At 67.7% G+C, this 12,806-nt stretch carries 10 protein-coding genes; 4 read left to right on the forward strand and 6 right to left on the reverse strand.

Features of this window, described 5'->3' with window-relative positions:
* Positions 1 to 269 precede the first annotated feature (269 nt).
* Positions 270 to 1,037, reverse strand: coding sequence for a glycerophosphodiester phosphodiesterase (ugpQ, locus tag RT688_RS21290; protein WP_313706837.1), 768 nt, complete (start codon positions 1,035 to 1,037; stop codon positions 270 to 272).
* A complete protein-coding gene (locus RT688_RS21295) occupies positions 1,034 to 1,378 on the reverse strand; it encodes a DUF1294 domain-containing protein (protein WP_313706838.1) in 345 nt (114 codons plus the stop codon). Before RT688_RS21295 ends, ugpQ begins: the two co-directional genes overlap by 4 nt.
* A gap of 668 nt (positions 1,379 to 2,046) precedes the next feature.
* Here RT688_RS21295 and RT688_RS21300 point away from each other — a divergent pair.
* Complete coding sequence (locus RT688_RS21300; protein ID WP_313706859.1) at positions 2,047 to 2,490, forward strand: DUF3597 domain-containing protein; 444 nt, start codon at positions 2,047 to 2,049, stop codon at positions 2,488 to 2,490.
* Between the two features lies 1 nt (position 2,491).
* On the opposite strand, the gene RT688_RS21305 is transcribed toward RT688_RS21300, so the two are convergent.
* Both RT688_RS21305 and trpS read right to left on the reverse strand, forming a co-directional pair.
* Positions 2,492 to 3,541 carry a serine endopeptidase gene (locus RT688_RS21305; RefSeq protein WP_313706839.1) on the reverse strand — a complete coding sequence of 350 codons (1,050 nt, stop codon included), beginning with the start codon at positions 3,539 to 3,541 and terminating at the stop codon, positions 2,492 to 2,494.
* 368 nt (positions 3,542 to 3,909) lie between these two features.
* Complete coding sequence (trpS, locus tag RT688_RS21310; protein WP_313706840.1) at positions 3,910 to 4,953, reverse strand: tryptophan--tRNA ligase; 1,044 nt, start codon at positions 4,951 to 4,953, stop codon at positions 3,910 to 3,912.
* Positions 4,954 to 5,265: 312 nt separating this feature from the next.
* Here trpS and RT688_RS21315 point away from each other — a divergent pair, with 312 nt between their 5' ends.
* The 3 genes from RT688_RS21315 to RT688_RS21325 all read left to right on the forward strand — a co-directional run bounded on the left by RT688_RS21315 (position 5,266) and on the right by RT688_RS21325 (position 10,891).
* On the forward strand, positions 5,266 to 7,593 hold the full coding sequence (locus RT688_RS21315) for a family 1 glycosylhydrolase (protein ID WP_409521973.1): 2,328 nt from the start codon (positions 5,266 to 5,268) through the stop codon (positions 7,591 to 7,593).
* 246 nt (positions 7,594 to 7,839) lie between these two features.
* Entirely contained in the window at positions 7,840 to 9,600 is a 1,761-nt protein-coding gene (locus tag RT688_RS21320; protein WP_313706841.1) for a cation:proton antiporter, read from the forward strand.
* Positions 9,601 to 9,652: 52 nt separating this feature from the next.
* Positions 9,653 to 10,891: a CaiB/BaiF CoA-transferase family protein gene (locus RT688_RS21325; protein ID WP_313706842.1), complete on the forward strand. Its 1,239-nt coding sequence runs from the start codon at positions 9,653 to 9,655 to the stop codon at positions 10,889 to 10,891.
* A gap of 111 nt (positions 10,892 to 11,002) precedes the next feature.
* Here the strand turns inward: RT688_RS21325 and RT688_RS21330 are convergent, their stop codons facing one another.
* Entirely contained in the window at positions 11,003 to 11,329 is a 327-nt protein-coding gene (locus tag RT688_RS21330; protein ID WP_313706843.1) for a hypothetical protein, read from the reverse strand.
* 197 nt (positions 11,330 to 11,526) lie between these two features.
* Complete coding sequence (locus tag RT688_RS21335) at positions 11,527 to 12,741, reverse strand: MFS transporter (protein WP_313706844.1); 1,215 nt, start codon at positions 12,739 to 12,741, stop codon at positions 11,527 to 11,529.
* Positions 12,742 to 12,806 lie beyond the last annotated feature (65 nt).

Raw genomic sequence — 12,806 nt, forward strand, 5'->3', positions numbered from 1 at the left:
AACAGCCCCACGCGCGCATGAACGGGTTTTCTTCAAAGGCGCCGCTGATCACCCGGTGAGACCGCGTGGGCACAGGTGCCCACCCTACGAAAACCAGCGGGTTTTGTCTCCGCCAGTCCAAGGCGTGTTCCGTAGGGTGGGCACTCGTGCCCACGCGGATTCAAATTACCGATAACGGCACAGGCAACAGCCCCACGCGCGCATGAACGGGTTTTCTTCAAAGGCGCCGCTGATCACCCGATGAGACCGCGTGGGCACAGGTGCCCACCCTACGAAAAATCTGGAGAAATCAGGTCGATCCGGTCGGTACAGAACGCCTCCACGCCCCACCCCAGCAGCTCGCGCGCCCGCGCCGGCTCGTCGACCGTATAGCAGAACAGCCCGAACCCGGCCGCCCTTACCGCCTGCGCCAGCGCCGGCGTCAGGTGCCGATGATTGACATGGATCGCCACCGCCTCCACCGCGTGGGCGCGGCGCTCCCAGTCGGGTGGCAGTTCGCTCATCAGGAGCGCGCGCGGCACCAGCGGGGCCACCTCGCGCGCCGATGCCAGCGCCAGCTCGCTGAACGAGGACAGCAGCGGCACCGCTTCCCACCGCCCGGCCGCGATCTCATCGGCAAACATGCTTGCCGCGATGCGCGCCACCGTGCCGCCGGTCTCGATCTCGTAGCCGGGCGCGGGCTTGATCTCCATGTTCTGCCAGACGCCGTGGGCCTTGCAGAACTGGGCGAACTCGACGAACAGCGGCACCGGCTCGCCGTCGTAGCGGCGCGCGAACCAGCTGCCGGCGTCCATCGCCGCCAACTCGAGGGCATCGTAGTCGAAGACGTTGCCCGAACCGGCCACGGTGCGCCCGAGGAAGGGGTCGTGCATCACCACCGGCACGCCGTCGCGCGCCAGCATGACGTCGTATTCGATGGCGCGAAAGCCGCGCCGCATGCCTTCAACCAGCCCGGCCATGGTGTTCTCCGGCGCCAGCGTGCCGCCGCCACGATGGGCCAGCACACGGGGATAGCGCCAGGTCCCGGACGGATTCATGCAGGGGCCGCCAGACGCGCGGAGACGTAGACGAAGCCGCCCACGTTGGCCGCCACGGTCGTCCAGAACATCCGGCGAAACGCACGCTTGGACGACTTGTGGCGCAGCCATTGCTGGGCCAGCAAGGCGCCCGGCCAGCCGCCGACCAGGCCCAGCACCAGCAAGGTGCGTTCGGGCGTGCGCCAGCCGCCGTGCCGCGCGGCCGACTTGTCGAGGGCATAGGCGACGAAGCAGGTCAGGCTGGTGACGACGTAGGCCACCCCGACCAGGGGCGGCAGGTCCCAGGCAAGGGTCGCCCCGACGTAGACGCAGGCAAAGGCAAGGATGGGCAAATACGGCATCGCACCAGCTTAGCGCGGCAAGCCAGACATTACCAGCAGGCAGCGTCTTAAACATTTTATATGTCGTGCGTTCGCCACCGTACCGAAACCCGGCCGTGGACGTCCTACCCTCCCCTTTCAACGTCATTCAAGCAGGAGGTCACATGGGTTTTGATTTAGGGAATTTGCTTGGCCAATATCTGGGCGGTGGCGCCGCCAACCCGGCGCAGGCGTCCGATGACTTCGACCGCGCCGCCCAGGCCGCGCCGCGCGAAACGCTCGCGCAGGGCGTGATCCAGGCCCTGCGTTCCGACCAGACGCCGCCCTTCCCGCAGATGCTGGCCCAGATGTTCGGCAACAGCAACCCGGACCAGCGCGCCGGCATGCTCAACCAGCTGATCGCCGGCGCCGGTCCCGGCCTGATGGGCAAGCTGGGCGGTTTGTTTGGCGGGAATGCGGGCGGCCGCGTGACGCCGGAACAGGCCTCGCAAGTGTCGCCTGAGCAGGTAAAGGAAATCGCCGAGAAGGCGCAGCAGGAAAACCCGGGCATCCTCGACCGCATGGGCGAGTTCTATGCCGAGCATCCGACCGCCGTCAAGGCAATCGGCGCCACCGCGCTCGCCGTCGCGCTCGGCGCCATGGCGCAGGGCATCCAGCGCCGCAATCCAACCCCAGAAAAGGAGAAAGACATGGGCATGCTAAGCAACATCTTCCACAAGATCTTCCCGCAGAAATCCGCACCGGCGCCGGCCGGGCAGGCAGCGCCGCAAGCGACCGCGCCGACCGCCGCGCCGGCCCAACCGGCTGGCCAGGCCGCCCCGAATCCGGCGCCGTCGGCGCCGGCCGCCGCCGCCCCGGCCACCACCCTGAACCAGCAGGTGGACGTCGAGGAAATCCTGACCAACAAGCAGAAGGCCTCGGGACAACAGCTGAACTGGCGCACCTCGATCGTCGACCTGCTCAAGCTGCTCGACCTCGACTCCAGCCTGCAGGCGCGCAAGGAGCTGGCCGCCGAACTGCATTACACCGGCGACACCAGCGACTCGGCCGCGATGAACATCTGGCTGCACAAGCAGGTCATGAAGAAGCTGGCCGAGAACGGCGGCAAGGTGCCGGCCGACCTGCAGGATTGAGCTAGTCTGCCAACGTGGTGTTCGCGGCGGTTCCGCAACTAAAGCAGAACCGCGCGAACGCGTTCTTGCGCGTGGCGCAGCCGCCGCAGCGGTCGAACAGGCCGATGCCGCAATGCGGGCAGTAGTCGATCGCCGTGTCCTTGAGGTCGACCGCCCGCTCGCAGCCCGGGCAGACGCTCTTCCCCAGCCGCGCCAGGGCCAGGTCGTAGCGCATGGTCTGGCGCCGCTCGGCGTCGGGCAACGCCTCGCTCTGCTTTTGCCGCGCCAGGTAGCGCTGCAACGACAGGATCGCATGACGGCCGACCACGACCGTGACGACGATGCCGACCACGTAGCGCACGTAGCCGCCGTAGCTGGGCAGGTAAGGCACCAGCTCGAAGAAGAAGGCGAACAGCGCGAAGAAGATGAACCCCCAGGCGAAGGGCCACCAGCTGCTCTTGCGCTTGTGGGCGAACAGCCAGCCGGCGACAACCAGCAGCGGCAGGGTCAGCGCCAGCCGGTAGAGAAATACCCGTAATTCCTTGGCGCGCAGCGCTTGCGCGTGCGCCTGCACGGCCGGCCGCTCCAGCGCTTCCCAGCGCGAGCGCGCTTGCTGCGCCTGCTGGCTGGCGTCGAGCATGGCCTGCTCCTGGGTCTCGACCGCGGACAGGGCCTTGCGCTCTTCGGATTCGAGCGCGTCGAGCGCCTCGGTGCGGGCGACCAGCTCGCGGTCCTGGTCGGGCCGGGCCGTGACGCGGCGCGTGGCCAGCCAGTTGTCGAAGCTGGCCCGCGCCGAGCGGGTGTTCGAACGCGCCACCGCGTGCTTCTGCTCGGCCTGCTCGAGTGCGGTGCGTGCCGCGTCGAGTTTTTCCTGCGCCGCGTCGCGCTGGGCCTTGACCTCGGCTGCCCGCCCCTGGTCCATGAACTGCTCGACGGTGAGCGGCGCCTCGACATCCCACAGGTTCTCGACGATCTTCCCGCCCAGCCCGATCAGGAAGCCGGCGAAGATGAAGGCGACCAGCCACAGCGCGCGCGTCAGCCAGCGCTCGGTCAAGCGCAAACCTTTACTCATGTGATTCTCCCCTGAGGCATCGATGCGCGCAGCTTGTCACATGACAATGCCTGCAGCCAGCGTGGGCGACAAGGAAGCGTTTGACGATACCGGAGGTATCGGGATACGGCGTAGGGTGGGCGGCTCACCCCGGGTGGGCGCTCCGCCGTGGCGTGGCCGCCGCCCACGCGGTGATCGTCGGCGGCAAGATCATCCGGCACGTCATCGGAATCGATAACAATCGACGCGTGGGCGGCGCACAAGGCGGAGGTACGCCATGTGTGCGGTGTAGCCGCCCACCCTACGTCTTTGCGTTCATCCGCAACACGAATCGGAGAACGTTGAACGCGCCGGGTCAGCGGCAGCGTACCGAACGAATCAAAAGCAGGTCAGAAGTACGACAAGCCCAGCGCGCGGCGCACTTCGTCCATGGTCTGCGCGGCCACTTCGCGCGCCTTCATCGTGCCTTCCTTCAGCATGGCCAGCACTTGCCCCTTGTCCTGGGCGTACTCTTCGCGGCGCGCGCGGATCGGGGCCAGCATGTCCTGCAGCACGGTGTCGAGGCGCTTCTTGACGACGCTGTCGCCCAGGCCGCCGCGCACGTAGTGGGCCTTCATCTCGGCCAGGGCTTCCTTGTCCGGGTCGAAGGCGTCGAGGTAGATGAAGGCGACGTTGCCTTCCAGGTGGCCCGGGTCGGACACCTTCAAATGCAGCGGGTCGGTGTAGACCTGCTTGACGGCCGCGCGGATCTGGTCGGCGCTGTCGCCCAGGTTGATCGTGTTGCCGAGCGACTTGCTCATCTTGGCGCGGCCGTCGATGCCCGGCAGGCGGCCGATTTCCGGCACCAGGGCCTTGCACTCGACCAGGATGTCGCGCTTGGCGATGCGGTTCATGCGGCGCACGATCTCGTTGCACTGCTCGATCATCGGGATCTGGTCCTCGCCCACCGGCACCAGGGTCGCCTTGAAGGCGCTGATGTCGGAAGCCTGGCTGGCCGGGTAAGTCAGGAAGCCGGCCGGGATGTCGCGCTCGAAACCGCGCAGCTGGATCTCCGTCTTGACAGTCGGGTTGCGCTCCAAGCGTGCGACGGTCACGAGGTTCAAATAATAAAATGTCAACTCGGCCAGTTCCGGAACCTGGGACTGGATGAAGATCGTGGAGCGCGACGGATCGATGCCGACCGCCAGGTAATCGAGCGCCACTTCGACAACATTCCGATGTACCTTGCCGGTGTCGTCCATGTTGTCGGTGAGCGCCTGGGCGTCGGCGAGCATGACGAACTGGCGGTACTGGTCCTGGTAGGCCACGCGGTTGCGCAGGCTGCCCACGTAGTGGCCGAGGTGCAGGGGACCGGTCGGACGGTCGCCGGTGAGGATCACGTGTGCCGGAGCCGGGGTGCCTGGCGCGTTTGCTGGGGTGTCTTGCAAGCTCATCGAGTTTCCTTGGGTTGAGCCTCGATCCTGCCGCGCAAACGAAAACGCCACCTGAATCGAGGCGGCGTTCATTGAGTCACATCTTCTCTACTGGGCCGCGCGCTGTCAGCGGCGCCACCAGGTGCAAAACGAGAAGTGTGGGTTCAGAAAATTCATGGATGGCATGTTTGCAGGTTGGCGGCCCGCTGTCAACCGTCTTCAGGGCAAGCGTCTCGCTCACCGGGCACGGGGGACCGGTCGAACCTGTCCGAACCTTTTGGTTTCGGCGGCCATCTAAAAAGTTTTTGTTGTCAAAATTTTAAAGAGTGGTGAATGATGAATACTAATACGAGCCCGAACAGCCAACCCCGCCCCCTGGAACTCTGGGGCGGCCTCGAGTGCACCGTCAACCGCGTCCGCGACGACTACTTCAGCCAGCTCGACCGCAACGGTCATGCCGAACGCGCCTGCGACGTCCAGCGTTTTGCCTCGCTCGGCATTCGTGCCATTCGCTACCCCGTCCTCTGGGAACGCACGGCGCCCGACGGCGTCGACAAGGCCGACTGGAGCTGGCCGGACGAGCGCCTGCCGGCCCTGCGTGAAGCCGGCGTGACGCCGATCGCCGGCCTGGTCCACCACGGCAGCGGCCCGCGCGACACCAGCCTGCTCGACCCGGCCTTCCCCGAGCGCCTGGCCGAGTACGCCGCCGCGGTCGCCGCACGCTACCCCTGGCTCGAGTACTACACCCCGGTCAACGAACCCTGCACCACCGCCCGCTTCGCCGGCCTGTACGGCGTCTGGTACCCGCACGCGCGCGACGACCGCAGCTTCATCCAGGCCCTGCTGGTGCAATGCCGCGCCGTGGTGCTGTGCATGCGCGCAATCCGCAAGGTCAACCCGAACGCCAAGCTGGTGCAGACCGACGACCTCGGCAAGACCTACAGCACGCCGGAACTGGCGCACGTGGCCGACTTCTACAACGAGCGCCGCTGGCTGGCCTGGGACCTGCTGTGCGGCATGATTGGCCCCGAACACAAGCTCTGGAACTACCTGACCGGCACCGGCATCGACGAAGCCGACATCCTCTGGTTCCGCGACAACCCCTGCCCGCCGGACGTCATCGGCGTCAATTACTACGTCACCAGCGAGCGCTGGCTCGACCACCGTCCCGAGCGCTACCCGCAGCACCACCGCGGCGTGGCCGACGGCATCCCCTGCGCCGACATCGAAGCCTCGCGCGCGCTGGCCACGCCGACCGCCGGCATCGGCCCGTTGCTGTCCGAAGTCTGGGAGCGCTACCGCCTGCCCCTGAGCATCACCGAAGCCCACATCGACGCCAACCGCGAAGACCAGCTGCGCTGGCTGCTGGAGATCTGGCAGGCCGCGCACACCGCGCGCGACAACGGCGTCGACCTCCGCGCGGTCACGGTCTGGTCGCTGCTCGGCTCCTTCGACTGGAACAGCCTGGTCACCGAGAACCGCGGCTACTACGAACCCGGCCCGTTCGACGTGCGCTCGCCGCTGCCGCGCCCGACCGCGCTGGCGCGCATGATGCGCGAGCTGGCGAGCGGCCAGCCGCTGACCAACCCGGTGCTGCGCGGCCAGGGCTGGTGGCGCCGTCCCGGCCGTTTCCTGTGCCCGCCGGTCGCCACGCCGGCCGCCCTCGCCTCGATCGCGGCCCCCAGCCACCGCTTGAACGGCGCCAGCGCCGCGCCGATCCTGATCACCGGCGCGTCCGGCACCCTGGGCCGCGCTTTCGCCCGCGTCTGCCAGAAACGCAACCTGGCCTACAAGCTGCTCTCGCGCCACGACATGGACATCGCCGACCCGGCCTCGGTGGACCGGGCACTCAGCCACCACAAGCCCTGGGCCGTGATCAACACCTGCGGCTACGTGCGCGTGGACGACGCGGAACAGGAAGCCGAGCGCTGCTTCCGCGAGAACACGGTCGGCGCCGCGATCCTGGCCGAGGCCTGCGCCCGCCACGGCGTGCACCTGACCACCTTCTCGAGCGACCTGGTGTTCGACGGCCGCCACGACCGCCCCTACGTCGAGAGCGATCCGGTGTCGCCGCTGAACGTCTACGGACGCAGCAAGGCGCAGTCGGAAACCGCCGTGCTGGACAAGCACCCCGGCGCCCTGGTGGTGCGCACCAGCGCCTTCTTCGGCCCCTGGGACCGGCACAACTTCGTGACGCTGGCGCTGGGCGCGCTGGAACGCGGCGAACGCTTCGTGGCCGCCAACGACATGACGGTGTCGCCGACCTATGTGCCGGACCTGGTGCATACCTGCCTCGACCTGGCGGTCGACCGCGAAAGCGGCATCTGGCACCTGAACAACGTCGGCGCCGTGACCTGGTACGCGCTGGCGAAGATGGCGGCCGAAAAGGCCGGCATCGCCACCGACAGCCTGGAAGCGCGGCCGGGGACGGCGATGGAACTGGCGGCGGCGCGCCCCGCGTACAGCGTGCTGCACAGCGAACGCGCGATCCTGCTGCCGAAGCTGGAGAATGCGCTCGACCGCTACCTCGAACTGCGCGGCGTCGACGATCCGGAGTACGAGGAACTGGTCAAGACCGCCGAATCGCGCCAGCCGGTGGCCAGCGGCCATCGCCAGCAGGAGGAAACCCCGGCCGAGGCTTTCCACATGCAGAGTTCCTGAGAGGGCAATGACCGTAGGGTGGGCACCCTGTGCCCACGCGTGACGTGTGCGTCGTATCGGCGTCTACAAAACGTCGCGACTGCTCACCATAAGCGCTGCGTCTGCTCATCGTAGCGCTGCGTCTGTTCATCGTTTACGCGTGGGCACGGAGTGCCCACCCTACGTCCCTCCGGCACGATCCACCGGCGTGCCGAGCCGCCGTTATAAAATGCCAATGCAAGTCAACAACCGCAAAGGCATCCATCCGTGCAAGAGCAACACGCCTTCCCCTTCCTGCGCGAAATCCTGCTGTTCCTGATCCTCGCCGGCATCCTGATTCCGACGCTGCAACGCCTGCGCATCAACCAGGTGCTCGGCTTCCTCGCGGTCGGCACCCTGCTCGGCCCCTTCGGCGTGGCGCTGTCGGCCGGCGAGTTCCCCTGGCTGGGGTGGATCACCTTCCCCAGCGGCGAAGGGGTCTCGATGCTGGCCGAGATCGGCGTGCTGTTCCTGATGTTCATGATCGGCCTGGAGCTGTCGGCCGCGCGCCTGTGGGCGCTGCGGCGCTGGGTGTTCGGCGCGGGTTCGGCCCAGGTGCTGGCCAGCGCGCTCCTGCTCGGCGCCGCGATCCTGCTGCTGCTCGACGCACCGTTCGAGACCGCAGTCATCCTCGGCCTGGTGCTGTCGCTGTCTTCCACCGCCGTCGTCATGCAGCTGATGAGCGAGCAGCACAGCACCGGCACCCGGCTCGGCCAGGCCGTCTTCGCCGTGCTGATGCTGCAGGACCTGGCGGTGGTGCCGATCCTGATCCTGATCGGCGCGCTGGCCGGCGGCGACAGCGGCGGCGACGGCACGCTCATGCTGGCCGTGGTGACGGTGGCCAAGGCCGGCGGCGCCATCGCCCTGATCTACCTGGTCGGCGGGCGCGTCATCCACCCGCTGTTCAAGGCCTTCGCGCGCCACCGCCAGCCCGACGTCTTCATGGCCCTGATCCTGCTGAGCACCTTCGGCATCGCCGCGCTGTCGGCCGCCGCCGGGCTGTCGATGGCGCTCGGCGCCCTGATCGCCGGCCTGCTGCTGGCCGAGACCGAATTCAAGCACGAGGTCGAGCTGATGATCGAGCCCTTCAAGGGCCTGCTCATGGGCCTGTTCTTCATGACCGTCGGGATGCAGATGGACACGCGCCAGGTCGTCGAGGCGCCGCTGTGGCTGGCCGGCGCGGTGCTCGGCCTGGTACTGGTCAAGGCGCTGGTCATCGCGCTCATCTTCCGCACCGGCCGCCTGCCCTGGCCCAAGGCCATCGAGGGCGGCCTGCTGCTGGGCCAGGGCGGCGAGTTCGCCTTCATCGTCATCGGCTTCGCCGTCTCGGCCAAACTGCTCGAACCCGGCCTGGCCGCGCGCGCCATGCTGGCGGTCGGCCTGTCGATGTTCATCACGCCGCTGCTGGCGCGCCTGGGTCGCGCCATCGGCGAACGCGCGCAGCGCAGCGAACATGCGCAGGCGGCGAGCGCCGACGAAGAGACGCTGGCGTCGGCGCGCGGGCGCATCATCATCGCCGGCTTCGGGCGCGTGGGCCAGCAACTGGCCCGGCTGCTCGATGCCCAGCGCATCGCGTACATCGCCTTCGAGAACGACGCCAAGCTGGTCTCGAAGCTGCACGCGCAAGGCGTCCCGGTCTACTTCGGCAACGCCGCGCGCTGCGAGCTGCTGCGGCGCGTGCACGCCGAGGAAGCGCCGGCCATCGTGCTGACGATGGACCACCCGGCCTCCGCCCTGCAGGCGGTGCAGGGCATCCGGCGCGACTTCCCGCAGGTGCCGCTGTTCGTGCGCTCGCGCGACGAGAAGCACGCGCGCATCCTGAAGCAGGCCGGCGCCACCGTGGTCGTGCCCGAGACGCTCGAGGCCAGCCTGCAGCTGTCGGCCTTCGTGCTCGAAGCGATGGGACTGGACGAGCGCGTCGTCGACGACATCGTCGACCGCGAACGCGACGCGTTCGCGACCCAGCTGCTGGGCAAGGCGGACAGCTGAGCCGCCACACCCGGCTATAATCGGCGCTCTATGAACTTGGCAAATAAACACCATGACTGATTCCGGAACCTCGAAGGCACTCGGCCATATCCGCGTGCTCGACCTCTCGCGCGTGCTGGCCGGCCCCTGGTGCTCGCAGAACCTGGCCGACCTCGGCGCCGACGTGATCAAGATCGAGCGTCCCGGCAGCGGCGACGACACCCGCGCCTGGGGCCCGCCCTACGCGAAGGACGCCGCAGGGAACAACACCAGCGAGGCCGCCTACTACCTGTCGGCCAACCGCGGCAAGCGCTCGGTGACGGTCGATATCGCCAGCCCCGAGGGCCAGGCGCTGGTGCGCGAACTGGCGCGCCATTCGGACGTGGTGCTGGAAAACTTCAAGGTCGGGCACCTGAAGCGCTACGGCCTGGACTACGCATCGCTGAAGGCGGTCAAGCCCGACCTGGTCTACTGCTCGATCACCGGCTTCGGCCAGGACGGGCCGTACGCGCACCGCGCCGGCTACGACTTCCTGATCCAGGGCATGGGCGGGCTGATGTCGGTGACGGGCGAGCGCGACGAGCTGCCCGGCGGCGGCCCGCAAAAGGCCGGCGTGGCTCTGACCGACCTGATGACCGGCATGTACGCCACCATCGCCGTGCTGGCCGCACTGACCCACCGCGACCGCACCGGCGAAGGCCAGTACATCGACATGGCCCTGCTCGACACCCAGGTCGCGATGCTGGCCAACGTCGGCAGCAATTACCTCAACAGCGGCAAGCCGCCCAAGCGCTGGGGCAACGCCCACGCCAACATCGTGCCCTACCAGACCTTCGCCTGCCTGGATGGCCACATCATCGTCGCCTCGGGGAACGACGGCCAGTACCAGAAGTTCGTCGAGGCCGGCGGGCGTCCAGAACTGGCGCGCGACCCGCGCTTCACGACCAACCCGCTGCGCGTGCAGAACCGCGACGTGCTGGTGCCGCTGCTGGCCGAGATGGTGGCGACGCGCCGGCGCGACGAGTGGATCGCGATGCTGGAGGAAGTGGGCGTGCCCTGCGGACCGATCAACGACGTCGGCGAAGTCTTCGCCAACGAGCAGGTGCGCGCGAGGGAGATGGCGATCGAACTGCCGCATCCGAGCGCCGGCAAGGTGACGCTGGTACGCAGCCCGATGAAGATGTCGGCCACGCCGGCGACGAGCGCGAAAGCGCCGCCGCTGCTGGGCGAGCACACCGACGAGGTGCTGCGCGATGTGCTGGGCAAGAACGGCGACGAGATCGCGGCGCTGCGCGGCAAGGGCGTGGTGTAGGCGTCCTGCCCGGCCCTCTCCTGCCGCGCGGGCTTCACGATTGAAGACGCGCCTGACAAAACCCCGAAGGCAAGACGATGCAACAGTCCTCGGGGGAATCGTCAGGTGCCTTTAGTGCAGCTTGTGCTTGAAGTCGGACAGCTCGGCATGCACGCGGGTGACCATCGCCTCGAGATGCGCCGGCATCTGCGGCATCGAACGGCTCATGCGCTTGGCCTCGTCGCCCATGTCTTCCAGGCTGTCGACGCACTGGACGATCCGCGCCTCGTCGTTCGATTGCATCACATCGCGCGCCTGCTTCAGCTCGCGCGAAATACGCTGGATACAGTCGCGCATTTCCGGCGGCGTATCCTGTGACGCCATGCAGGCCTGCTCGGCTTCGCCGAGGGTCTGCTGCAGGTGGCTGTAGCGTTGCTGGATTTCGTTTGCTTGCAGCATGATGACCTCCTTTGGAAAGAGAGCGGTTGATTTTAGCGCTGACCGGAAATGCTTGCGCTTGTCGCACACCTTACCCCAGCGACAATAGTGGGACTCGACCGGGTTTGCCTATTCCGACAGGCCAGCCCTCAATAGGTCGTCTTGGAGATGCCGCTAGGCACGATGCATCCATGCCTTGATGACATCCCTGGCCCGGCTTACGGCGTCGCGGGCGTGGTGGGCTCGAGCGGCGCCAGGCCGCGCAGGCGCAGCGCGATCAGCATCGCCAGCACCAGGACCGCGCCCAGCAGTCCGACCACGCCAAGCCAGCCGAAATGTTCCCACATGTAGCCCGAAAACCAGCCGACCACGCTCGAGCCCAGGTAGTAGAAGAACAGGTACAGGGCGGACGCCAGCGCCTGCGGGGGACGGGCGCGCCGGCCGACCCAGCTGCTGGCGACCGAATGCGAGGCGAAGAAGCCGAAGGTGTACAGGCCGACGCCGGCGACGATGGCGGCCAGGTTGCCCGCCAGCGTGAGCAGCAGCCCCGCCAGCATCACCGACATCACCAGCCACAGGACATTGCGCCGCCCCAGCCGGTCGGCCAGGCGGCCTGCCCAGACCGAGCTGAAGATGCCGAGCAGGTAGAGCACCGAGAGCGCGCCGACGGCGCTCTGGCGCAGGTGGAATTCCGGCCCCAGCAGCCGGTAGCCGATGTAGTTGTACAGGCTGACGAAAGAGCCCATCAGCAGGAAGGCCAGCAGGAAGAGGAAAGGCAGGCCGGGGTCGCGCAGGTGGCGGCGGGCGCCGTCGATCAATCCCGCCAGGCCGCCCTGCCCCGGACGGAAACGGCGCGAGGCCGGCAGGCTGCGCCGGAATTCCCAGGCCGCGTACAGGCCGGCCGCGCCCATGATGCCGAGCGCGGCGCGCCAGGAATAAAAGTCGCTGATGACCGAGGCGAGCACGCGCCCGAACATGCCGCCGAAGGCGCTGCCGCTGATGTACATGCCCATCGCCAGGCCGAGCGAGCTGCCTTCGATTTCCTCGCTGAGGTAGGCCATCGCCACGGCCGGCATCCCGCCCAGCATGAAGCCCATCAGGCCGCGCAGCGCCAGCAGCTGGACGTAGTCATGGGTGAAGGCGGCCAGCAGGGTAAGCAGGCCGCCGCTGAACATCGAGGCGGCCATCAGGGGCTTGCGCCCGAAGCGGTCGGACAGGATGCTCGAAATGAGCAGCGCGAGGGCCAGCGGGCCGGTGGAGATCGACAGCGCCAGGCTGCTTTGGGCGGGCGTCAGGGCGAAGTCGCGCGCCAGCAGCGGCATCAGGGGCTGGACGCTATAGAGCAGTGCGAAGGTGGAAAATCCACCGAAGGCCATGGCGCGGTTGACGCGTTTGAAGTCAGTGCTGCCGGCGGCGATGGCGGGTGAAGACATGGGCGAATCCTGGTGCTGGATTGCTCATCATACGCAAGATCGGCGCGGGCTGCTGGCGGGAGAAG

It is taken from the genome of Massilia sp., from assembly GCF_032106685.1.
Taxonomy (GTDB): domain Bacteria; phylum Pseudomonadota; class Gammaproteobacteria; order Burkholderiales; family Burkholderiaceae_D; genus Telluria.